Source organism: Bibersteinia trehalosi (genome assembly GCF_004346205.1).
In the GTDB taxonomy this organism is placed as follows: Bacteria; Pseudomonadota; Gammaproteobacteria; order Enterobacterales; family Pasteurellaceae; genus Bibersteinia; species Bibersteinia trehalosi.
Genome location: NZ_SMAM01000001.1, coordinates 246,232 through 269,863, shown reverse-complemented (window position 1 = coordinate 269,863; position 23,632 = coordinate 246,232). Strand labels below are relative to the sequence as shown.

Below are 23,632 nucleotides of genomic sequence, written 5' to 3'. Positions count from 1 at the left end.
ACGCTTTGACTTTCCGAATCCTGTAATTCGGAGGGGAAATGTGCGTTGCAATTAAGCACCTTTGCCTTGCTTTTGGCTCATGCAAGCTATTTCAGCACTTTAATTTTGAGCTTCCAAAAGGCAAGTGGACAACACTCCTCGGAAGCAGTGGCGTAGGGAAATCAACGCTGCTACGCGCCATTGCTGGGCTTGAAGATCGCGCTGTCCAAACAGGCGAAATCTGCTTTGCCGCCAATACCCGTCTTGCTTGGCTGGCACAAACCGATTCGCTCTATCCGTGGCTGTCACTGGTTGATAACGTTCAACTTCACGCGCATTTAAGCGGTCAAAAATCAGCAGAAACTTACCAAAAAGCGGTTTATCTCCTCGAACAAGTAGGCTTATCCGATCATCTTCATAAGCCTTGCTACCAGCTTTCTGGTGGACAACGGCAACGTGTTGCCCTTGCCCGCACACTGATGCAAGAGGCTAATTTAATTTTAATGGATGAACCCTTCTCTGCCCTTGATGCTGTTACTCGCCATCAACTGCAATCCTTAGCAGTCGAGCTGTTGCGCGGTAAAACGGTACTACTGATCACACACGATCCACAAGAAGCCATTCGGGTCAGTGATGAGATTCGTATTCTTCGCGGCCTGCCTGCTGAACTTTCTAGCGTTTATCCGCTAACCGGCCTCACACCCAGAACATTGGAAACTCAAGCACTTTGGCAATTACAACAACAATTGTTTGAAGCATTAACAAGTGAAGGAAAAACAAGCGGGGAACATCTATGAAAATTTTGCAAAAAATACCGCTTTTTAGACCGCTTGTTATCGCACTTTGCTTGTTGCTTTTATGGCAAAGCACGGTCATTTTAGGCGAAATTCCGCCCTATTTGCTGCCTTCGCCCTTTACCGTTTGGCAAAAACTCAGTGAAAACGCACCGCTCTTATGGAGTCATGCGCAAATTACCCTGCTTGAAATTCTGCTTGGCTTGTTACTCGGCAGTGTATTTGGCTTAGGCTCGGCATTACTGCTCACGCGTTATCAACGCCTTTCCAGTTTGTTATTGCCTATCTTGGTCATTTCACAAGCCATACCTGTCTTTGCAATTGCGCCGTTATTAGTTATGTGGTTCGGCTATGGACTGGCTTCCAAAATTATGATGACAGTGTTGATTATCTATTTCCCTGTCACCGCCGCTTGTTTTGACGGTTTACGTAACACACCAAACACTTGGTTGGATTTGGCAAAAACCCTACAAATTTCACCGCTTGCGATATTGTTTAAAGTCCGTCTGCCTGCGGCATTACCCTCACTGGCTTCAGGCTTACGCATCGCCGTATCCGTTGCGCCAATTGGAGCGATTGTCGGTGAATGGGTCGGTTCATCACAAGGCTTGGGCTACCTCATGCTACATGCCAACGCCCGAATGCATACCGATCTCATGTTCGCTGCCCTATTTATCCTCCTCATACAAGCTCTTGCCCTCTATTTTTTTACCGACCGGCTGCTCAAACGCCTTGTGCCTTGGGCGGCATATTTACATTAAACGGAGAAACACAATGACATTACATCGCACTTTTCTTGCCGTCGCCACATTGATGGCTGCTCAAACCCTCGTCGCGAAAGAAAAAATCAGCTTGATGCTGGATTGGTTCGTCAATCCTGATCACGCTGCCATTATTGTGGCACAGCAAAAAGGCTATTTTGCGGAACAAGGGTTAGAGGTAGAAATTATCGAACCCGCTGATCCCAGTATGCCGCCTAAATTAGTCGCTGCCGGCAAAGCAGATTTAGCGATAAATTACCAACCACAACTTCAGCAACAAGTGGCTCAAGGCTTACCCTTAGCTCGGATCGGCTCATTGATTGCGACGCCACTCAATAGCCTTGTAGTGTTGGATAACGGCAAGATCAACAGCCTTGCTGATTTAAAAGGTAAAAAAATCGGTTATTCAGTGAGTGGATTTGAAGATGCTTTATTGAAAGCCATGCTCTCGTCTGCAAACGTTTCCAAGCAAGATATTGAGCTTGTCAATGTCAATTGGTCACTCTCGCCTGCTTTACTCTCAGGGCAAGTGGATGCAGTGATTGGCGCATTCCGTAACTTTGAGCTCAATCAATTGGCATTGGAAAAACATAAAGGCAAGGCATTTTTTCCCGAAGAACACGGCGTACCGGCTTATGATGAGCTGATCGTTGTCGTTCATAAAGAAAAAGCAAATCAACCCAAATTCTCGGCATTTTTAACCGCACTTGAACAAGCAACAGTTTACACCCTAAATCACCCTCACGCCGCATGGGAAGCCTTTGTGAGTTACAAACCGCAAGAGCTAAACAACGAGCTTAACCGCAGAGCTTGGACAGACACTCTACCTCGCCTTGCCCATCGCCCAAGAGCCTTAGATAGCCATCGCTATCACCGAATGGCAGAATTTTTAACTACCCAAGGCTTAGTCAAAGAGATGCCACCATTGGAAAATTATGCCGTGGAATTAAAGTAACTTGACCTTTCCCCATACCTATAAACAGGAGAGGGGAAAATCTCTTAGTAAGGAAAGTTTTATGTGCTATTTAACTCAAATCCGCCAACAGAATCCATTAATTCACAATATCACCAATATTGTCGCCGCCAATTTTTCCGCCAACGGTCTATTAGCATTAGGTGCTTCGCCTTTAATGTCTGCCAATATCGAAGAAATGGAAGAGGTGCCCCAAATCAGCAATGGCTTGGTGATCAATATCGGTACTTTGATTGGCAAAGAATTAGAGGCAATGTTGCTTGCTGGCAAAACCGCCAATCAAATCGGCATTCCTGTTTTACTCGACCCTGTAGGGGTAGGCGCAACAAACTATCGTAAACGCGTTGTACAACGCTTGCTGAGCGAGGTTCAATTTGCTGCTATTCGCGGCAATGCTGGCGAATTGGCAACGATTGCCGGCATTGAATGGCAAGCTAAAGGGGTAGATGCCGGAAATGGGCGCGACAACCTGATCGAAATCGCTAAAATTGTTGCCAACACATATCGCACTATTGCGGTTATCAGTGGTGAAACGGATGTGATCAGCGACGGCACACGCACAGCATTGCTTACCAATGGTACGCCTATGCTCCCCAAAATCACCGCCTCAGGCTGTTTGTTAAGTGCTGTTTGCACCGCTTTTTTAAGCGTTGCCGAACCAACAAGCTATTTCGATGCACTGTGTGAGGCCTGTTCCACCTACGCAATTGCCGGTGAATTAGCTGCAGAGAAATTACAACCAAGCCAATTGGGACAATTCCAAACAAGCTTACTTGATGAATTGGGCGTGATGAGCCCACAAGCGGTCAAATTACGGGAGAAAATTGCAAATGTCTAATATTTATCAAGCCTTAACTATTGCAGGCTCAGACAGCGGTGGAGGGGCAGGCATTCAAGCCGATTTAAAAACCTTTCAAATGCGTAAGGTATTCGGCACTTCCGTTATTACTGCCGTTACTGCCCAAAATACCTTAGGAGTGTTTGATATTCACACTATTCCTCTCCCTTCAATTGAGGCTCAAATAAAGGCGGTTGCAGAGGATTTTAATATTCAAGCATTTAAAGTCGGCATGCTTGGCACAGCAGAGGTTATTGAATGCGTTGCTGAGCAAATTAAGCTGTTCGATTTGGGTACATTTGTGTTAGATCCCGTGATGATTGCTAAAGGTGGCGCGCCCTTGTTGCAACAAAATGCTATCCAAGCGCTACGAGAAACGCTGTTGCCATTGGCTGATGTTATCACGCCTAATATTCCGGAGGCAGAAGCATTAACGGGGCTCACTATTGCGAGTGAGAATAGCTTGATTAACGCTGCAGCTAAACTACAAGAGATGGGAGCAAGTACGGTAATTATCAAAGGTGGACACCGTTTTAATGCGCAAAATGAAGCTTGTGTGGATTGGGTCTTTACTCCTGAAGAACAATTTACCCTTTTTTCCCCTCGCTTTCACACGCCCCATACACACGGCACAGGCTGTACTTTTTCTGCCTGTTTGACGGCTGAACTTGCCAAGGGCAATCCATTAAAGGTAGCAATAAAAATTGCTAAAGCCTTTATTACAGAAGCAATTCGCCAGCCACTCAATATCGGACATGGACAAGGACCAACTAATCATTGGGCATATGGACAGTGATATACAACCAACTTAAGGAGTCTTATGTTAATTAAATCTTATCTTCCACTCTACTTTATTGCTGGCACTCAAGATTGCCGAATTCACGCAGGCAATCCCGCTGAAAATTTATTATGTATTTTACGTCAAGCCCTTGAAAGCGGTATTACCTGTTTTCAATTTCGAGATAAAGGCGCATTTTCACTCGAAAATCAGCCGGAAAAACAGCATGCCCTAGCTCTAGCCTGCCGCGATCTTTGCCGAACATATAATGTACCCTTTATTGTCAATGATAACGTCAAACTTGCATTTGAACTTGAGGCAGATGGCATTCATGTGGGGCAAAGCGATACTCCAGTTACCGAAATTCGGCAAAAAGCCAAACAGCCATTCATTATCGGGTTATCAGTTAATACACTTGAACAAGCAAAATTTAGCAATATGGATCCGGCAATTGATTACTTCGGCATTGGCCCCGTATTTCCTACACAATCCAAAACAGATCCCAAGCCGGTAGTCGGCATGGAATTTATCCATACATTGAGAAAACATGGTATCACTAAACCACTCGTTGCTATTGGAGGCATCAAGCCCGAGAATGTACAACCACTCCGAGACTCTGGTGCAGATGGTGTAGCAGTGATTAGTGCTATTAGTCATGCTGAAAATGTGCCACAAGCGGTCAATTTTTTGCTAAAAGGTGCAAACCATGCAAAAAAATAACCCAACTAGAGTCGCAATTGCCGCAATGATCGGCACAACAATTGAGTATTTTGATAACTATATTTACACCATGGCTGCAGTGCTAATTTTTAATCACCAGTTTTTTAATAGTCATGACCCAATGTCAAACCAAATTGCCTCACTCGCCACCCTTGCTCTCGCCATTTTTGCCCGACCACTCGGTGCCGTGCTATTCGGGCATGTTGGCGATAAATTTGGACGAAAGCGAGCATTAGTTGCTTCATTGCTACTTATGGGGTTATCGACCATGATGATCGGCTTACTGCCAAACTATGCTGCACTGGGTATTTGGGCTACGCTACTACTCTGTCTTTGCCGTATTGGACAAGGCGTAGCTCTCGGTGGTGAATGGGCTGGTGCCGCATTAGTTGCCACTGAAAATGCACCTAATCACCAGCGCGGCTGGTTTGGCATTTTTCCACAACTTGGTGCCCCAATAGGCTTGTTGCTCGCCAATGGTGCCTTTTTCTTAACCACGGCACTATTTGGGCAACAAGCCTTTTTAGATTGGGCTTGGCGTATTCCTTTTCTTGCTTCGTTAATACTGGTTGCTATTGGTTTGTATATTCGTGTGAATTTGCATGAAAGTAGAGTATTTTTAAAAGCCGAGCAGCAGGGTAAAACAGCACACTTACCAGCCAAAGCTGTCTTTACCCTGCATTTCCGCCCGTTTATACTTGGCGTATTACTCGCTACAGCAGGTTACGTACTGTTCTATATTTTAATTGCTTTTGCTCAACTCTATGCCAAAAATCCAATAGTCCTTTCGCCACAAGGACATCCGCTAGGCTTAGGATTAGATAGTGCGCTGTTTACCCGCTTGCTACTGATTAACTCTGTGGTTTTTGCCATTAGTATTGCGCTGTCTGGTTTGGGGATTCAGCTAATTGGACGCAGAATATGGATGTTGCTTTTTACCGCATTAACCGCAGTGTTCGGTTTAGCCCTGCCAGTGTTTTTGCAAAATGGCTCAGAACTATCATTATTTTGGTTCTTAGCCGTGGGAATGATCTTAATCGGTGCAACATTTGGCCCGCTTTCAATCTTATTGCCTGAATTATTCCCAACAGAAGCTCGCTATTCTGGTGCCGCCCTTGCTTATACTATTGCAGGTATTTTAGGTGGAAGTGTAGCAACTATCATCGCGATTCAGTTGAACAACCACTATGGTATCTTCGGTGTTGGGTTGTATTTAGCATTCAATTCATTGATTTCTTGCTTTGCGTTGTGGAAGATTAAAGAGACGAAAAATATAGCGTGGTAAAAGAGAGACAAGCGCTTGTTTTTTGCATTTTTTCTGCAATTTCCCAGCGCTTGAGCAACAAAAAACGCCATATCAAACCCGAGTCTGTTGATATGGCGTTATCTTATCGTAACATTATTTTTGACGCATTGCAGGGAATAAGATCACATCACGGATTGATGGAGCGTTAGCAAAAATCATCGCTAAGCGGTCAATACCTAAACCCTCACCTGCTGTTGGTGGCAAGCCGTGTTCAAGTGCGACAACGAAATCATCATCGTAGAACATCGCTTCATCATCGCCCGCTTCTTTCGCAGCAACTTGAGCGTGGAAACGTTCAGCTTGGTCTTCCGCATCGTTTAATTCTGAGAAGCCATTACCAATTTCACGGCCACCAATAAACAACTCAAAACGATCGGTCACTTCTGGATTCTCATCGTTGCGGCGCGCTAATGGCGAAATCTCCGCAGGGTGTGCCATTAAGAAAGTTGGTTGGATCAATTGATGCTCTGCCACTTCTTCAAAAATGGCATTCACTACTGAGCCTAATCCCCACGATTTTTGGATTTCAATACCTAAACCTTTGGCAATTTCAACGGATTTCTCGAAGCTATCTAAGTCTTCACGAGTGATGCCGTTACCATATTTTACAATCGCATCGTGCATGGTAATACGCTCGAATGGTTTGCCAAAATCAAACACATATTCACCATATGGCACATCGGTTGTACCTAGAATATCTAATGCCAATTTGCGTAATAGTTCTTCGGTGTTATCCATTAAATCATGGTAATCCGCATAGGCTTGGTAGTATTCAATCATGGTAAATTCTGGGTTATGGCGTACGGATACCCCTTCATTACGGAAATTGCGGTTTAATTCAAATACCCGCTCAAAACCACCGACCACTAAGCGTTTGAGATAAAGTTCTGGTGCAATACGCAAATACATATCTACATCTAACGCATTATGGTGTGTAATAAATGGTTTCGCCGCTGCTCCACCCGGAATAACTTGCAACATCGGCGTTTCTACTTCAATAAAGCCACGCTCTAAGAAGAATTGGCGAATACCCGAAACCACTTTTGAACGAATCATAAAAGTACGGCGTGATTGCTCGTTCGCAATTAAATCTAAATAGCGCTGGCGATAGCGGGTTTCCATATCCGTTAAGCCTTTATGCTTATCCGGCAATGGGCGCAGCGCTTTCGTTAATAATTTAAATTGATGAGCTTTAACCGTTAGTTCACCTGTCTTCGTTTTAAACAGGCTACCACTTGCCCAAACAATATCGCCTAAATCTAACATTGCGATAAGCTCTGCATATTCACCTTCTGGTAAATTATCTCGGGCAATATAGAGCTGAATTTCACCACTGACATCATGAATCGTCGCAAATGCAGCTTTACCCATCACACGGCGTAACATTACACGTCCTGCAACTACCGCAGGAATATTTTGCTCTTTTAACGCTTCGCCATCAGTTTCATCATATTGTTTGTGTAAATCTGCCGCTAAATGTTCACGGCGATAAGTATTTGGAAAGGGGTTGCCTTTAGCTCGAAGTTGGGCTAGTTTTTCACGGCGAGCAAGCATTTCGCCATTAAGATCTAATTCTTGATTTTCTTGTTCTGACATTGTATTACCTTAAATGAAAAGAATTCGTTTCAAAAATGGGGAATTATACGGGATTTAACCACTTTTGGCTAAAACAAGCGGGCAGATTTTGCAAATTTTCTGCAAAGCCAACCCGCTTGCCAGATATTAAATATCTAATGTTGCATTTAATGCATTATCTTCAATAAATTCACGGCGTGGTTCAACCTCATCGCCCATTAACGTGCTAAACAGCTGATCTGCCAAGATCGCATCGGTGATTTTCACCTGCAACATCTTACGTGCATCTGGGTTCATTGTGGTTTCACGCAGCTCTTTCGGGTTCATTTCACCTAACCCTTTATAGCGTTGGATAGAAAGTCCACGGCGAGATTCATTAATTAGCCATTCTATCGCTTCTTTAAAGCTACTCACCTCTTTACGACGCTCCCCACGCATCACATAAGCGCTTGGTTCTAGTAAACCTTGTAATTGCGAACCTAATTTACTGATTTTGGCATACTCTGCACCGCTGATAAAATTGTAATCTAAGCGATATTTAGTGGTAACACCGTGCGTCGTGATAGCGATTTCTGGTTCATAAATTTGGCGTTCATTATTCAATACAACCTCACCCTGATAAAGGCTACCGTGCGTCTCTTCTGCAATCAGTTTTTCTACCAAGTTTGCTAACCAAGCGGTCGCTTTTTCTTGATTTTTTGCAACATCATCGTTAAACACGGGCTGATAAATCAACTGATTAAGTACATTAGTCGGATAACGGCGGCTCAATCGTTCAAACATTTTTTGCACTTCGTTGTATTCGCTAATTAAGCTTTCCAACGCTACACTGCTCATCGCAGGCGCATCCGCACTGGCATATAGTGCCGCATTTTCCAACGCTAAACTTAATTCATAGGTTTGCATTTCTTCATCGTCTAAGATGTAGTGTTTATTTTTACCTTTCTCCACAGAATACAGTGGCGGTTGGGCGATATAAACATAACCACGCTCAATAAGTTCTGGCATTTGACGATAGAAGAACGTTAAAAGTAATGTACGAATATGCGCACCGTCCACGTCCGCATCGGTCATAATCACGATTTTGTGATAGCGTAATTTTTCTGGGTTAAATTCATCACGCCCAATACCTGCACCAAAAGTGGTAATCAATGCCGTAATCTCTTGTGATGAAAGCATTTTGTCAAAACGAGCTTTTTCTACGTTGAGAATTTTCCCTTTAAGTGGCAAGACGGCTTGATAGTTACTATCACGACCTTGTTTTGCCGAACCTCCCGCAGAATCCCCCTCCACAAGGAAAAGCTCGCATTGACTTGGATCGCTTTCATGGCAATCTGCTAACTTACCTGGTAATCCCCCCAGTGAGAATACCCCTTTACGAGCAATTGTTTCACGTGCTTTTGCCGCAGCCGCACGTCCACGAGCAGCAAGCAATACTTTTTTCACAATAGCTTTGGCATCTTCTGGATGTTCATTCAGATATTCTTGCAACGCTTCGTTCATTGTGGTTTCTACCACCGTTCGAACTTCGCTAGAGACCAATTTATCTTTGGTTTGTGATGAAAATTTTGGATCTGGTACTTTTACCGATACCACAGCCACCAACCCTTCACGAGCGTCATCACCTTTGACTTTGATTTTTTTCTCGTCTTTAGTCAGTTTTGCAACATCGCTATCCATATATTTGGTGATCGAGTTACTTAATGCACCACGAAAACCTGTTAAATGCGTACCACCATCACGTTGTGGAATGTTGTTAGTAAAACAATAGACGGCTTCATTCAACGCATTTCGCCATTGAATCGCAATTTCTACACCTACTCCCTCTTTTTCAGCGGAATAATAGAATGGCGCACTGTGAATTGCACCGTTTTTATTTTCTACTTCACCTTCTTTTTTCTTGGATTTTTTCTTGTTCTCTTCTTCGTCATCTTCTGAGACAAGATCTTCATCGTATTCTGCTTGCTTATCGTCTTTTTTATTGTTAATCAAATAATCCACGAAAGCTTGAATACCGCCTTGATAATGGAAATGATCTTGTGTGCCGTCACGCTCATCGACTAGTTTAATAGACACACCAGAATTTAGGAATGAAAGTTCACGCAAGCGATTTTTCAAAATCGCATACTCAAATTCGGTTTTATTTTTGAAAATATCAAGACTTGGCCAGAAACGTACGCAAGTGCCGGTTTTATCCGTATCACCAATCACCGCCAGTGGTGCTTCTGGCTCGCCTAAATGATAAATTTGTTCGTGAATATGCCCTTCACGGCGAATAGTCAGCTGTAATTTTGAAGAAAGTGCATTTACCACCGACACACCCACGCCGTGTAAACCACCTGACACTTTATAAGAGTTATCATCAAATTTACCGCCAGCGTGTAAAACGGTCATAATCACTTCGGCAGCTGAAACACCTTCTTCAGGGTGAATCCCAACAGGAATACCGCGTCCATCATCTTGTACTGACACAGAATTATCGGAATGAATAGTAACAATGATATCGTTACAATGCCCCGCAAGGGCTTCGTCAATAGAGTTATCTACGACTTCAAACACCATATGGTGCAAACCAGTACCATCATCAGTATCACCAATATACATACCAGGGCGTTTACGTACGGCATCTAAGCCACGCAAAACTTTAATGCTGGAAGAATCGTAGTTGCTTTGATTTTGCTCTTGCTCTGACATTCTGTCGTTCCTTAAATAATGTAAGCGGTCAAAAGACCGCTAAAAAATGCAAAAAATTGGGTGGGATTATAGCAGAAAAAACAAGGTTAATCTAATGCCAATCTATTACTTCCTGAATAGATCGTGGCTCTCCCTTTGCGGGTAAATGCTAATAGGGTAAACCCATTTTCCTCTGCCATTTGCTGCGCCATTTCGGTAGTAGCAGAAATCGCACAGAGCATTTCAATTCCGCAGGCTAGGCACTTTTGTACCATTTCAAAACTGGCTCGGCTGGTCACAAAGACAAAACCTAATGGGCTATCCGCTTTAGCATACCAACCGAGTAATTTATCCAGTGCAACGTGTCTTCCAACGTCTTCTCGAATAGCTAACATTTTACCTTCGGGGGTAAAAAATGCCGCGGCGTGGCTTGCCCCAGTCTCTTTTGCGAGTGTTTGCGCATTTTCAAGCTGGGCTAAGCAATGATTAAAAATAAGCGGAGACACCGCCTGCAAGCGGTCTGTTTTTACAAAATTTCTGCCATCTTGTTGCACTTGCTCTAATTGCTCTACCCCACAAATACCACAACCTGTTCTCCCTGCCATTGAGCGGCGTTTTGCTTTTAATTCGGTAAAACGGCGAGTGCTGATTTCCATTTGAATTTCAATGCCATTGCAGTGCGATATAATATCTAGCCCATAAAGCTCTTTTTTATTGAGCAGAATGCCTTCAGCAAGTGAAAATCCCAATGCAAAATCAGCCAAATCTTGTGGTGTACACATCATTACTGTGTGAGAAATGCCATTGTAAACGAGTGCAACGGGTACTTCTGAAATTAAATTATCCTGTTGATTTTTAATGGAAAAAGAACCATTCTCAATAACCAATCGTTTTGCTGGGATTTTTTTGATCGAACTCACATTATTTCCTAAAAATTGGGGTAAAAAGTAGTTTAATTTGTTAAAAAAATGTATCATTTATGCCATTGATAAAGTCGTAGTAAGTGTTCATCACCCTTCGACTAACTCATCGGTTTAGCACTCGCTAATTTTATTGTAAGTAAGACATGACCGCAAATGCGGTTTTGGAGTGATTATGTTACAGGTCAATAGAAGAAAATTCTTTAAGATCTGTGCAGGTGGTATGGCAGGCACATCTGCGGCTATGTTGGGGTTTGCCCCAGCACAAGCCTTAGCTGCGCCTCGTGAATACAAATTGCTACGGGCAAAAGAGACCCGTCAAACCTGTACATACTGTGCAGTCGGCTGCGGTATGCTGATGTACAGCTTAGGTGGCGATGCCACAATGAATAGTAAAGGGAAGCTGATTCATATTGAAGGCGACCCTGACCACCCAGTCAGTCGTGGCGCATTGTGCCCGAAAGGCGCAGGCGCATTAGACTATGTCAATAGTGATCGCCGCGTAAAATATCCAGAAGTGCGTGAACCGGGTTCAACAGAGTGGAAACGTATTTCTTGGCATGAGGCAATTGAGCGTATCGCACGCCATATGAAAGATGACCGTGATGCGAACTTCATTGAGAAGAATGCCGAAGGCACTCCTGTCAATCACTGGCTTACTGCTGGTTTCTTAGCTGGCTCTGCATGTAGTAACGAAACAGGTTTGCTCACACAAAAATTTGTACGTGCACTCGGTATTACCTTCACTGATAACCAAGCGAGTATCTGACACGGACCAACGGTAGCAAGTCTTGCTCCATCATTTGGTCGCGGTGCGATGACCAATCACTGGGTTGATATTAAAAACTCTGACCTCGTTATTGTAATGGGTGGTAACGCTGCCGAAGCTCACCCTGTCGGTTTCCGCTGGGCGATTGAGGCAAAAAAACAAAACGGTGCGAAGTTAATGGTGGTTGATCCACGCTTTAACCGCTCTGCTGCTGTTGCTGATATTTATATGCCATTACGTTCAGGCACGGATATTGCCTTCCTTTCTGGTGTGATTAACTATTTGTTACAAAACGATAAAATTCAGCACGAATACGTTAAGCACTATACTAATGCAACATTCTTAATCAATGATGGTTTTAAATTTGAAGATGGCCTTTTCACAGGCTACGATGAAGCCACTCGAACTTACAAAGACAAATCTACTTGGGCATACCAATTTGATGAGAATGGTGAACCGTTACGAGACATGACAATGCAGCACCCTCGCTGTGTAATCAATGTCTTAAAAGAACACGTTTCTCGCTACACTCCTGAAATGGTAGAACGCATTACAGGTACCTCACAAAAAGATTTCCACATCTTCTGTGAAGAAATCGCTAAAACAGCCGCGCCTGACAAAGCAGCCACATTCTTGTATGCTCTTGGCTGGACTCAACACACAGTGGGTTCACAAAACATTCGTACAATGGCAATGATTCAGTTGCTTTGCGGAAATATCGGTGTTGCCGGCGGTGGGGTAAATGCATTGCGTGGACACTCCAATGTGCAAGGTATTACCGATTTAGGGCTATTCCCAAATCGTTTACCAGCTTATTTACCATTGCCAACCGAAAGCGATACCAGCTTAGAAGCATTCTTAAATCGTATTACCCCTAAAAAAATGGGTAAAGATCAAACTAACTACTGGGGTAATACGCCAAAATTCTTCATCAGTATGATGAAATCATTCTTTGGCGATAAAGCAACAGCTGAAAATGAATTTGGTTTCCACTACCTGCCGAAATTAGAAAAAGGCGGTATGGATCATATGCGTTTCATTGAAAAAATGTATGAAGGCAAGGTAAACGGCTATTTCTGCCAAGGCATGAATCCTGTTGCTTCTTATCCAAATTCGGGCAAAATCATCAAGGCACTGAGTAATTTAAAATACTTAGTAATCTTTGATCCACTCATTACTGATACCTCCGAATTTTGGATGAATCATGGGGAATTTAACGATGTAGATCCTGCACAGATTCAAACCGAGGTATTCCGCTTGCCAACCACCTGCTTCGCAGAAGAAGATGGCTCAATCGCTAACTCTGGGCGTTGGTTGCAATGGCACTGGAAAGCTGCTGATGCTCCATTTGAGGCAAAACCTGATGTGGAGATTCTCTCAGAACTTCGTGCGGAATTGTTAGCTCTTTATGCAAAAGAGGGCGGAAAAGCACCACTTGCAGGTTTAGAAGCAATGAGCTGGAACTATGCAAACCCTCGTGATCCAAAAGCAGAGGAACTAGCGAAAGAGAACAATGGTTATGCATTAGTCGATCTCAAAGATGCTAACGGTAATCTTGTCGTGAAAAAAGGTGAATTACTACCAAGTTTTGCTTTTATGCGTGATGATGGAACAACCTCTGGTGCATGCTGGATCTACACCGGACAATGGACGCAAAGAGGTAACCAAATGGCAAACCGTGATAACTCTGACCCGTCAGGTTTAGGTAACACACTAGGTTGGGCATTTGCATGGCCAGTGAATCGCCGTATCCTCTATAACCGTGCTTCTGCGGATTTAGCAGGCAACCCATGGAATCCAAAACGTCAGCTCGTGAAATGGAATGGTACAAACTGGAACTATATTGATGTTGCCGACTTTGGTACAGCCCCTCCAAATAGTCCGACAATGCCGTTTATTATGCAGCCTGAAGGGGTAAGTGGCTTATTTGTGCGTGAACGTATGGTGGACGGGCCTTTCCCTGAACACTACGAACCAATGGAAACACCAATTGGCACAAATCCATTACACCCAAATGTGGTACAAAGTCCTGTGGCTCGCATTTTACCGTCTGATAAAGCAGATCTTGGTACAAGCGATGAGTTTCCATATGTAGGGACCACTTACCGCTTAACCGAGCATTTCCACTACTGGACAAAGAACTCGCTGATTAACGTTGTCGCTCAACCTGAGCAATTTGTTGAAATTAGCGAAGCCTTAGCGGTGGAAAAAGGCATTAGCAATGGCGACCGAGTGCGTGTTTGGTCTAAACGTGGCGAAATTAAATGTGTTGCCTTAGTTACCAAACGTATCCGTCCGCTTGTTTCTGACGGTAAACCGATTCATACGGTAGGGATTCCTATTCACTGGGGCTTTGCTGCAACCACCAAAGCAAAAAAAGGTTATTTTGCTAATAACTTAACTGTCCGTTCTGGTGATGCAAATACACAAACCCCTGAGTCAAAATGTATGTTAGTAAACATTGAGAAAATCGGAGGCTAAAAATGGGTGTAGTTCAATCTCAAAACATTATTAAAGCCTCTGCAACTTCGGCTTTAACGCCTGCTCCACAAGCAAGAAACCATCAAGTTGAAGTAGCAAAACTGATTGATGTTTCTGCTTGTATCGGCTGTAAAGCTTGTCAGGTTGGTTGTTCTGAATGGAATGATATTCGGGCAGAACCGCAAAACTGTGTTGGGGTTTACGATAACCCCGCCGATCTCAACGCTAAAGCATGGACAGTGATGCGATTTAATGAGGTGGAAGAAAACGAACGGTTAGAATGGCTTATCCGTAAAGACGGTTGTATGCACTGCTCCGAACCAGGCTGTTTGAAATCTTGCCCAGCACCGGGGGCGATCATTCAATATGCCAATGGCATTGTGGATTTCCAATCGGACAAATGTATCGGCTGCGGATACTGTATCGCAGGTTGTCCGTTTAACATTCCAAGAATGAATCCAGAAGATAACCGTGTGTATAAATGTACTCTCTGTGTAGATCGTGTAACCGTAGGTCAAGAACCTGCTTGCGTGAAAACTTGCCCAACTGGTGCAATCCAATTTGGTAGCAAAGAAGAGATGAAACACTATGCGGAAAAACGCATTGCAGATCTGAAATCTCGTGGCTATGAGAATGCAGGACTTTACGACCCAGAAGGGGTTGGCGGTACGCACGTGATGTATGTATTACACCACGCTGACAAGCCAGAACTTTATTCAGGCTTACCAAAAGATCCGCAAATTGACCCAACGATTACGCTCTGGAAAGATGTACTCAAACCAGTCGCTGCGGTATCGATGGCAGGCTTAGCGTTAAGTGCGGCTGCACACTATATTGCTATTGGCCCAAATAACGAAGAAGACGTGGAAGAGCACCACGAGCAAGGAGGAAAACATGAGTAAGGTTCAGATCAGTAACGATCACAAAATCATACGCCATAAAACGCCTGCTCGTTTGAGTCACTGGCTATTAGTGATCTGCTTCTTTGTAACGGGCTTATCCGGCTTAGCATTTTTCTTCCCTGATTTTGCTTGGCTCACGGAGATCCTTGGCACACCACAAATTGCCCGTTTCATTCATCCATTCACTGGTATTATTATGTTTGTTGCCTTTGTAAATATGGTACGTATCTATTGGCACCATAATATCCCAGAAAAAAATGACTGGGTATGGCTTAAAAACATTGTGGAAGTACTAAAAGGCAATGAACACGCAGTTTCAGACAATGGCAAGTATAATCTTGGGCAGAAATTGTTATTCTGGACGCTTATTCTTGCTATGTTTACCTTGCTTACAACAGGTATCATTATGTGGCGACAATACTTCTCACATAATTTCTCAATTCCTGTAATCCGCATTGCAATCTTCCTGCACTCATTCAGTGCCTTTATGCTCTTTACCGGTATTATGGTGCACATGTATATGGCATTTTGGGTGAAAGGCTCTATTCGAGGAATGGTGGAAGGCTGGGTAACGGTGCGTTGGGCGAAGAAACATCACCCACGTTGGTATCGAGAAGAGGTTCTGCCTGAGCTTGAAAAAGAATTAAAAGCTCAGCAAGACTCAATAAAATAATAGCAAAATGCGGTCAAGAAATTGACCGCATTTTTATTTATGCCCTTGTTATCAAACTAACTGCCCATTATCCAATTGATAGATTCTATCAAACTGCTGTAAGCCATTTAATCGATGTGTAATCATTAATAATGTACGTTGCTGACAGTATTGAAAAATGAGTGACAAAATCTGTTGTTCCGTTTCTCTATCTAGGCTTTCTGTTGGCTCATCAAGCAACACAATTTCTGCCTCACTTAACAATAACCTAGCTAACCCTAAACGACGTTGCTCTCCGCCTGAAAGATGACGACCGCCCTCGCCCAGCCATAATGCTAATCCATGTTCTTCCAACAAATAATCTAAACCAACTTGCTGCATAACCTTCATTAACTGTTCATCTGTAGCCTCTGGATTACCCATTTTCAGATTTTCTCGCAAACTATTGCTAAAAATATGTACTCGTTGGCTTAAGGTAACAATATGCTGACGTAAAGTCTGTTCAGGATAATCACTAATTTTGCAATTATTTAGCCAAATTTGACCGCTTGTTGGCTCATAATTACGTGTAAGCAGTTGGAAAATTGTGGATTTGCCACTCCCTGTTTTGCCTAGAAGAGCAACTTTTTCACCAGTTCGGACATCAAAAGAGACTTGCCTTAACACCTGCTGGTCACGCTGTGGATAGCAAAAATCAACGTTCTCAAAGCAAATAAGCGGCTGATTTTTGCTAGTTTTTTGCCAAATTGCCGATCCGTGGAACTCAACCAATGGCTGCTGTTCGGTAAGTTCACTGATCCGTTGCGCCGCGCTTACCACCTGACCTAAATGTAAGAAAGCAATGCCTATTGGTGACAGAATTTCTAACGATGCCAACACACAGAAAACAACCAGTGCAATTAACGCTTCTGGATTTTCCGCATTTGGCGCAGAAATGGTTGTTGCCGAAAGGTAGATGACCACGCATACCAGTATCCCATTTACCGCTAATAACAATGCATTAGAAAATCCGGATAAACGGCTCTCTTTGCTCTGTGCAGCAAGCCACTTGCTTTCTGTCTGCTGTAATTTCTGCGCAGTCTGCTCTTGAATACCAAAGAGTAAAAATTCTGCATTTAATTGGATCCATTCAATAAATTGTGAACGATAATCAGCTCTCGCTTGTACAGCCTCTATCCCTAAATTCTGTCCTAATCGGTAAAACAAAACAGGTAATAGAATCAGTAAAGCTGTGAGTGTACCACAAATGACCCATACTAACGTAACAGAAATAAAAGATAGACCAATACCCATAAATAAAATCACCATCACCGCACTAATAAAAGGTGAGAGCAAATTTAAATAAAGCGTATCAAGCGTATCAACATCCGCCACTAAGCGATTCAGCAATTCACTATTGCGATAACGGTTGAGCCCTGCAGGGCTAAGCGGAATTAATTTACGGAAAACCGATACCCGTAGGTTTGCCAGCACACGAAAAGTTGCATCATGCGTGACTAAACGTTCAAAATAGCGAGAAAGTGTTCGTCCAATTGCTAAACCACGCACTCCAGAGGAAGGATAAAAAAAGTTAAATAGAATACTGGAGCCAACCAAGGCAGTTGCGGCTAAAAACCATCCCGATAAACTCAGCAACCCAATGCTCGCGCTGAGGCTAGTGATCGCAAGAATAACGCCTAACAATAAACGCCCTAAATGCGTGCGATAGAGGGCAAGAAAAGGAAAAAGTGTGCGCATTTAATGTCCTAATAATTCAGCAAAAAAACCTTGTTGTTCCAATTTATCAAATGTGCCTTGCTGGACAATCTGTCCCTGCTTCATCACCCAAATTTCATCAGATTGTTTTAAATCTTCAACGCGATGCGTAATCATTAAGGTGGTATGCATTTGGCTTAAATTGTGTAATGCTTGCAAAACTTGCTGTTCTGATTGCATATCTAAACTTGCTGTTGGTTCATCAAGTAAAAGTAGCTGATATGGTCGAAGTAACGCTCGTGCAATTGCAATCCGTTGCGCCTGCCCGCCAGAAAGTCCCGCATTTGCATCTTGTACCCGGCTATCTAACCCAATCCGAGAAACAAACTCATCAGCCCTTGATTGCGCTAACGCGTTCGCTATTTCTGCCTCACTTGCGTTTGGATTACCCAGTAAAATATTTTCTCGCAACGATGCATTCATCAATTGAGGATTTTGTCCGACCCAAGCAAGCACAGCACGCCATTGTGTTATATCTAGTTCTTTTAGTTCTACACCATTCACTTTCACACTACCTTGATAGGCAAGGAAACCCAGTAACATATTCATTAGCGAACTTTTACCCGCGCCACTTTGCCCAACTAAAGCGATCTTTTGCTGTGCATTTATGCGAAAATTCAGTGGCTGTGTAAGCGCTTTACCCTGTGGAGACAGGATAACACAGTCTTTTGCTTCAATCACAAGCGGTTGTTTCGGCAAATCTTTTTGCCCAGCCGTTTGAGTAATCACATTTTCACTTAAAAACTGCTCAATGCTATCTGCAGCCCCAATTGCGGCCGCTTTATCATGATAGTAAACGCCTAATTCTCTCAGTGGTTGATAAAATTCTGGTGCTAACATTAAACAGAAAAAACCGATGAAGAGGGTAACAGCCGTATCGTAATAACCAAAATTAAGATCGCCTAAATAAATAAAACCAAAATAGACTGCCATTACTGCAATAGAAATCGCTGCAAAAAACTCAAGTACCGCCGAGGATAGAAATGCCATTTTTAAAACATCCATCGTGCTGAGGCGAAATTCTTCGGTACGTTGATAAATGAGAGCTGTTTGACTTTGTGATTGACCAAATAAACGAATGGTTTCTAATCCTTTTAAACTGTCTAGAAATTGCCCACTCAGACGTGAAAGAATACCAATATTCTTCTGGTTCGCTTCAGCTGCTTTTATCCCCGCTAGCGCCATAAAAATAGGTAATAACGGCAAGGTTAAAAACAGAATAAGCCCTGCTGCCCAGTTTAATGGAAAAACAGCACAGAGAATAATCATTGGCACAAGCAAGGATAAAAATTGTTGCGGCAGATAACGCGCATAAAAATTATGGATGTTTTCTACCTGCTCCAGCATAATTGTTGCCCAGCTTCCAGCGGGGCGCTGTCCAATAGCCATCGGTCCAATTTGCGATAATTTCGCCATGATTTCGCGGCGTAAATGTAAACGGAGAGTCTGCCCTGCTTGAAATCCTGCTCGCTCACGTAACCAAACTAATACTGATCTGCCGAAGAAACACACCAGCAATAAACCAAGCTCAGCCCATAGCATGCTAGGCATTTGATGCTGGATTATCATTTTGTGGAGCATTGAGGCTAATAACCACATCTGCCCAACCATTAGCAGCGAGCTTATTGCACCGAGTAATACATTAAGATAGAGCCATTTTCTGACAATTTTTTGTTGTTGGCGTAGCCATTTTTGTAGTTGTTTTTGTCGTTGTTTATCCATATTAATTTTGCAAAATTTTAAAGAAAAAAGACCGCTTGTTGCCTATTAATACCAAGGGTTAAAATTCAAAGCGATAGAGTAAATCCACGGCCTGATTCAAACTTGATACCCACTGTAAATATAAACTTGGTGCAAGACGATAGCGTAAAGTTAATTCCGTTAGCGGTGCAAAAATACCAACACCATATTTTACTCTGAATTTCGGCGTTAAGCTGCCACTGACTACCACTTTAGTATTATCACCTATTCCCGCTGTCGTAACACTTAAATCGTTAATCCCAAAGGCACTGCCAACACTTCCGACCGTTTTACTCCCTTTCGATAGACTCAATCCAATTAATGCGGCAGCAATAGAATTACCTGAACCCGCATCACCACTACTTTCTAAGCCTCTTCCTGTCAGGATATAAGAAAGAATTTCATCTTGCGACATTGACGGGCTAGAAAACAGTTTTACGTCTAAATTATCTGCAATCCCCGTTACTTTTACACCAGCGGTGACATGCTGATCTTCTATCGCCTCTGGATTACGAATCGCTTCAATTTCAACACTTGGCTGAGAAGGTAAGCCTGCAAAAGAAATTAGCCCTTTACGGATAACAAGATCTTGCCCGAAAGAGGCAAATGTCCCATTTTTCAAATTCACTTGCCCATATAGTCCTAAACCTCGATTACCTTGGCGAACTTTTACGGTACCATTTAGATGTGTTTTTAAGCCATAGGCCTCTAAGCGAACATCGTTGCCAATATTAATGGCAACATCGCCTTTAATTGCCATACCTTGTCCGTTTTGTGGTGCATTTTTACTAGACATAGGTAATTTGAAGCTTCTTTTATGTTTGGCTGAGCCATCCATAATCACTTCATCACTACTCACACTTACGGCGCTTTCCGGCAACTCTTGGACTTCAATGCGTGCCCAAGGGATGTCAATTTTTCCGCCCAATACTAATTCTTTAGGTGAAGCTTTCACCTCAATATTTGGACTAATATCCACTTTAGCGATACCTGGCAGATCCACACGGAATTTGTTTGCATTTGCTCGAATACGCGTATACCAAGCTTCTACTTTTTGCCAGTTCGCATCACCATCTAACACCAAATTGCTTTGTGGCGTTTGTACATTTCCTTTCAGTGTTGAGCTTGCCCCATTAAAATTCAGTGTTAGCCCCCCACCGGTAACATCAAACGGCATAGCATTCGATTGTGCTTTTAAACCCGTCAAATTGAGATTGCCATATAACAATGGTGAAAGCGCTGTTCCTCCAACTGTTAAACGTGCATTAATATCACCATGAACACTCTCCCCATTACTTAATAATGGCTTTAATAAACTTAACTGAACACGATCAATGTGAATACTGCCAGATAAGGCACGTTTATTTGCAATATCTTTCATTTGCATATCACTTGTGATACGTCCATTATTTTCAATGCGAATATCCGTATTCACATTTAAATTATTCTCCGCCATTTTTGCAGTAACTTTTACTGGTGCAAAAGCTAATGGGAACGCCCCAGAATCCAATTTTTGGCTTAATTTCAGGCTATTTGAACTAAGTTCAAGATTCACTTGAGGTGCTTTATTTTTAAACCATGCTGCATCACCTTTTGCGTTTACCATGCCAATCAATTGTGTATTGTTATCCAAAAATTCTTGTACGCTTACCAGATCAAATTGGCGAATTTCAAAAGGCACTTTACCTTCTTCTCCCGCTTGGAATGTTTGAGGGAAACAAAGGTGAAGTTTTGGATTATGCCAGCAGTGCGCAGAAATATTCGCCAAAATTTGCTTATTGTTATAGTTAATTTGTACAGCTTTATCATTTTGGAATATCCCTACCGGCGATTGAATTGAAACGTTACTTAACGCTCCCTGCCAGATTTGCTGACTACGGTCAAATTTACCTGCTAACTGTAAATTCCCAGCAACGGGTTCACCCTTCGAGGTAAATTTTAGATTATGATTTGTTTCTGTGCCTTGCAAAGTTAAATTGGCATGATCAATTTTAATTTCACCACGACTAAATTGGTTTAACACTAAATTAAGATCAACGTTAATCTGCTTTTCAGTGTGCACTTTGCCTTTTGCACTAAGGTGATGTAATTTTAGCGTGTCGTAGGCAACATCATTCGCCGTTAAATCAAGCTCTAAAATTGGTTCAACCAATTTGCCTTGCATTTTCACTTTCCCTTTGACCCCCGCAGCCAAATGCGGAACTAAGCCTTTTAAATTTGGCGCATTTATATCAGCAGAAAAATCTGATTTATCACCGAGCACACCTTTTAAAGCGATTACATTTTCACCATATACCAGTTCCGCTTGTGGCACACTCAGTAATGTCTGGCTATCTGCACTTAAATCGCCTTTTAACTCCAGTTTTTTCTGAAATAAATTGCCATAGATCGCCATATCATTTACGTTTACCGCCCAAGCATTCTGCTCACCTCGGGCGACATAGCCATTAGAATTTAGTTTGCCAGAAAGTACAGCGGCCCATTCAGGCAAGAGCGATTTAGTATTCACTTTATCAAGTTCAACACTACTCTCCCATTCAACACCATCCGTCCAATCTACTTTACCCACTAAATTCGCTTTGCCTTCAAGCGCTTGTAAGACGAAATCTTTCAAAGAAAAATGCGTGATATCACCATGCCCATCAAACTGCAAGCTCCCCGCAGGCAAATTCATGCCTCGACTATCTAAACTACCTTGTAAGCGGTAATCCAATAAATCACCCGTTAAATTCAAGTTAATTTTCTGTAGTTGTAATGGTTTTTCGCCTTTTTCTGGCATAAATGGATATTGCACTTGAGCACTATTTAAATGCAGATTAAACGGCGTTTTTGCCTCAGATAAGGCTATATCCCCCGTTAAATGAAATTCTGCCGCACCACGACTTTGTATTGTCAGAGTCGTTGTACCAAACAGTTCTCCCTGAATATCAACATCGGCAGTGCTTGCCGGAATTTTTAGTGTTGCTATCTCTGGGTGCCAACCTTTTAAATGCCAATGTAGCGGATAATTTCCAGATAAGGTTAATTCTCCTTGCCCGCTAACATTGCCCTTATCCGTCTGGAGATCAATATGCTGCAATACCACTTTTTGCTCATTTGAGTTTCCCTGAATACCTAAAAACGGCACCTTAAGAATAGAAACTGGCTCAATGAGTTGTCCTTCATCATCGCGTTTTTTCTGCTCAATCTGAATATGCGTTGCCTCAAATTTAGGTAAATCAAAATATAGTGGCAATTTAATTGGATCTAATTTATTGAGTAACGGTTCAGCAAGTTGGCGTTTAAGTGCAGTCCAATCTGTACTTTTAACTTTCTCTTTAGCTTTTTCTTTTACCTGTTCACGCGTATTTTCTACCACCTCGGGCGCCAATGAAAGAGTTAAACCATCTAGCACAGTGGGTGCAATACGAATATTTTTACTGACTCCTAATGCGCTGGTTTTAAACTGTGCCAAAGTAATATCCATTTCATCAACGCGTACCTGAATATTGTTTAGCTCAAGATTTTTGACGGCAACTTCTAACGGCAGCGAAATCTCCCCAATGGGTGTTGATTCTTTTTCTGTTGGCGATGAAGATAATTTTGCCGTTTCAACGATTACTTCAGTATCATTGAGTACCAGATTTTCGATACAAGCTTTACGAGTGAGCAGGCAATCAAAACCAAGATGTAAATTTGCTTGCCCAACTTTAACGCTCACGCCTTCCATTTGATAAATGGCGTTTCTTAAATGCAATCCCTCTTGTAAACTACCCTCAACACTTTCAATACTAAGTTCATCTAACCATCTTGTCATAAAATGCAATGCTGCACGCTGTCCTTTACCCGTCACAAGAAAGGCTAAAATGCCAATACTCAATCCAAGCAACAATAGCAAAAAGTACCATAGCCCACGCCATTTTGATTTTGCGCGAACAGGCGGTATTGCTTTCTGCTGTTCATGATTGATGGATTCAGCATGTTGTGCTTGAGATAGCACAACTGGATTATCATTATTCTGTTCTTTTTGCATAATT

At 42.6% G+C, this 23,632-nt stretch carries 16 protein-coding genes; 10 read left to right on the top strand and 6 right to left on the bottom strand.

What is annotated here, in order from left to right:
* Positions 1–38: 38 nt before the first annotated feature.
* The 7 genes from EDC51_RS01315 to EDC51_RS01285 all read left to right on the top strand — a co-directional run bounded on the left by EDC51_RS01315 (position 39) and on the right by EDC51_RS01285 (position 6,128).
* The gene (locus EDC51_RS01315) at positions 39–776 is read left to right on the top strand and encodes an ABC transporter ATP-binding protein (RefSeq protein WP_131927958.1); all 738 of its coding nucleotides are present in this window, start codon (positions 39–41) and stop codon (positions 774–776) included.
* On the top strand, positions 773–1,534 hold the full coding sequence (locus EDC51_RS01310; RefSeq protein WP_131927957.1) for an ABC transporter permease: 762 nt from the start codon (positions 773–775) through the stop codon (positions 1,532–1,534). Before EDC51_RS01315 ends, EDC51_RS01310 begins: the two co-directional genes overlap by 4 nt.
* Before the next feature lie 13 nt (positions 1,535–1,547).
* Positions 1,548–2,489, top strand: a complete 942-nt coding sequence (locus EDC51_RS01305) for an ABC transporter substrate-binding protein (protein ID WP_131927956.1) — start codon at positions 1,548–1,550, stop codon at positions 2,487–2,489.
* Positions 2,490–2,550: 61 nt separating this feature from the next.
* Entirely contained in the window at positions 2,551–3,345 is a 795-nt protein-coding gene (gene thiM, locus EDC51_RS01300; RefSeq protein ID WP_131927955.1) for a hydroxyethylthiazole kinase, read from the top strand.
* On the top strand, positions 3,338–4,141 hold the full coding sequence (thiD, locus tag EDC51_RS01295; protein WP_015432473.1) for a bifunctional hydroxymethylpyrimidine kinase/phosphomethylpyrimidine kinase: 804 nt from the start codon (positions 3,338–3,340) through the stop codon (positions 4,139–4,141). Before thiM ends, thiD begins: the two co-directional genes overlap by 8 nt.
* Before the next feature lie 24 nt (positions 4,142–4,165).
* Positions 4,166–4,843 (top strand): thiamine phosphate synthase, encoded by a 678-nt coding sequence (gene thiE, locus EDC51_RS01290; protein ID WP_015432472.1) that lies wholly within the window; start codon positions 4,166–4,168, stop codon positions 4,841–4,843.
* Entirely contained in the window at positions 4,830–6,128 is a 1,299-nt protein-coding gene (locus EDC51_RS01285; RefSeq protein ID WP_131927954.1) for an MFS transporter, read from the top strand. The genes thiE and EDC51_RS01285 overlap by 14 nt, the downstream gene beginning before the upstream one ends.
* Before the next feature lie 114 nt (positions 6,129–6,242).
* Here EDC51_RS01285 and lysS read toward each other — a convergent pair whose 3' ends face one another.
* From lysS to fdhD, 3 genes are all read right to left on the bottom strand, one after another.
* Positions 6,243–7,745 carry a lysine--tRNA ligase gene (gene lysS / locus EDC51_RS01280; RefSeq protein WP_131927953.1) on the bottom strand — a complete coding sequence of 501 codons (1,503 nt, stop codon included), beginning with the start codon at positions 7,743–7,745 and terminating at the stop codon, positions 6,243–6,245.
* A gap of 126 nt (positions 7,746–7,871) precedes the next feature.
* Positions 7,872–10,418, bottom strand: a complete 2,547-nt coding sequence (locus EDC51_RS01275) for a DNA gyrase subunit B (protein WP_131927952.1) — start codon at positions 10,416–10,418, stop codon at positions 7,872–7,874.
* 86 nt (positions 10,419–10,504) lie between these two features.
* Entirely contained in the window at positions 10,505–11,317 is an 813-nt protein-coding gene (fdhD, locus tag EDC51_RS01270; RefSeq protein ID WP_131927951.1) for a formate dehydrogenase accessory sulfurtransferase FdhD, read from the bottom strand.
* A 175-nt stretch (positions 11,318–11,492) separates the two neighbouring features.
* Between fdhD and fdnG the strand changes: the two genes are divergently transcribed.
* Genes fdnG through EDC51_RS01250 form a run of 3 tightly spaced genes read left to right on the top strand, consistent with a single transcriptional unit; the run spans position 11,493 to position 16,142 of the window.
* Positions 11,493–14,567 carry a formate dehydrogenase-N subunit alpha gene (gene fdnG, locus EDC51_RS01260; protein WP_156055348.1) on the top strand — a complete coding sequence of 1,025 codons (3,075 nt, stop codon included), beginning with the start codon at positions 11,493–11,495 and terminating at the stop codon, positions 14,565–14,567.
* A gap of 2 nt (positions 14,568–14,569) precedes the next feature.
* Positions 14,570–15,469, top strand: a complete 900-nt coding sequence (gene fdxH, locus EDC51_RS01255) for a formate dehydrogenase subunit beta (protein ID WP_015432465.1) — start codon at positions 14,570–14,572, stop codon at positions 15,467–15,469.
* Positions 15,462–16,142: a formate dehydrogenase subunit gamma gene (locus tag EDC51_RS01250; protein WP_015432464.1), complete on the top strand. Its 681-nt coding sequence runs from the start codon at positions 15,462–15,464 to the stop codon at positions 16,140–16,142. Before fdxH ends, EDC51_RS01250 begins: the two co-directional genes overlap by 8 nt.
* A gap of 51 nt (positions 16,143–16,193) precedes the next feature.
* On the opposite strand, the gene cydC is transcribed toward EDC51_RS01250, so the two are convergent.
* Genes cydC through tamB form a run of 3 tightly spaced genes read right to left on the bottom strand, consistent with a single transcriptional unit; the run spans position 16,194 to position 23,628 of the window.
* Complete coding sequence (gene cydC / locus EDC51_RS01245) at positions 16,194–17,858, bottom strand: heme ABC transporter ATP-binding protein/permease CydC (RefSeq protein WP_131927949.1); 1,665 nt, start codon at positions 17,856–17,858, stop codon at positions 16,194–16,196.
* Positions 17,859–19,598 (bottom strand): heme ABC transporter permease/ATP-binding protein CydD, encoded by a 1,740-nt coding sequence (cydD, locus tag EDC51_RS01240; protein WP_131927948.1) that lies wholly within the window; start codon positions 19,596–19,598, stop codon positions 17,859–17,861.
* A 58-nt stretch (positions 19,599–19,656) separates the two neighbouring features.
* Positions 19,657–23,628, bottom strand: a complete 3,972-nt coding sequence (tamB, locus tag EDC51_RS01235; protein ID WP_131927947.1) for an autotransporter assembly complex protein TamB — start codon at positions 23,626–23,628, stop codon at positions 19,657–19,659.
* Between the last annotated feature and the right edge of the window lie 4 nt (positions 23,629–23,632).

Excerpts from the sequence above, each read along its gene's own strand:
- EDC51_RS01315 (WP_131927958.1), top strand. The coding sequence starts at position 39 with ATGTGCGTTGCAATTAAGCACCTTTGCCTTGCTTTTGGCTCATGCAAG.
- EDC51_RS01310 (WP_131927957.1), top strand. The coding sequence starts at position 773 with ATGAAAATTTTGCAAAAAATACCGCTTTTTAGACCGCTTGTTATCGCA.
- EDC51_RS01305 (WP_131927956.1), top strand. The coding sequence starts at position 1,548 with ATGACATTACATCGCACTTTTCTTGCCGTCGCCACATTGATGGCTGCT.
- thiM (WP_131927955.1), top strand. The coding sequence starts at position 2,551 with ATGTGCTATTTAACTCAAATCCGCCAACAGAATCCATTAATTCACAAT.
- thiD (WP_015432473.1), top strand. The coding sequence starts at position 3,338 with ATGTCTAATATTTATCAAGCCTTAACTATTGCAGGCTCAGACAGCGGT.
- thiE (WP_015432472.1), top strand. The coding sequence starts at position 4,166 with ATGTTAATTAAATCTTATCTTCCACTCTACTTTATTGCTGGCACTCAA.
- EDC51_RS01285 (WP_131927954.1), top strand. The coding sequence starts at position 4,830 with ATGCAAAAAAATAACCCAACTAGAGTCGCAATTGCCGCAATGATCGGC.
- lysS (WP_131927953.1), bottom strand. The coding sequence starts at position 7,745 with ATGTCAGAACAAGAAAATCAAGAATTAGATCTTAATGGCGAAATGCTT.
- EDC51_RS01275 (WP_131927952.1), bottom strand. The coding sequence starts at position 10,418 with ATGTCAGAGCAAGAGCAAAATCAAAGCAACTACGATTCTTCCAGCATT.
- fdxH (WP_015432465.1), top strand. The coding sequence starts at position 14,570 with ATGGGTGTAGTTCAATCTCAAAACATTATTAAAGCCTCTGCAACTTCG.
- EDC51_RS01250 (WP_015432464.1), top strand. The coding sequence starts at position 15,462 with ATGAGTAAGGTTCAGATCAGTAACGATCACAAAATCATACGCCATAAA.
- cydC (WP_131927949.1), bottom strand. The coding sequence starts at position 17,858 with ATGCGCACACTTTTTCCTTTTCTTGCCCTCTATCGCACGCATTTAGGG.
- cydD (WP_131927948.1), bottom strand. The coding sequence starts at position 19,598 with ATGGATAAACAACGACAAAAACAACTACAAAAATGGCTACGCCAACAA.
- tamB (WP_131927947.1), bottom strand. The coding sequence starts at position 23,628 with ATGCAAAAAGAACAGAATAATGATAATCCAGTTGTGCTATCTCAAGCA.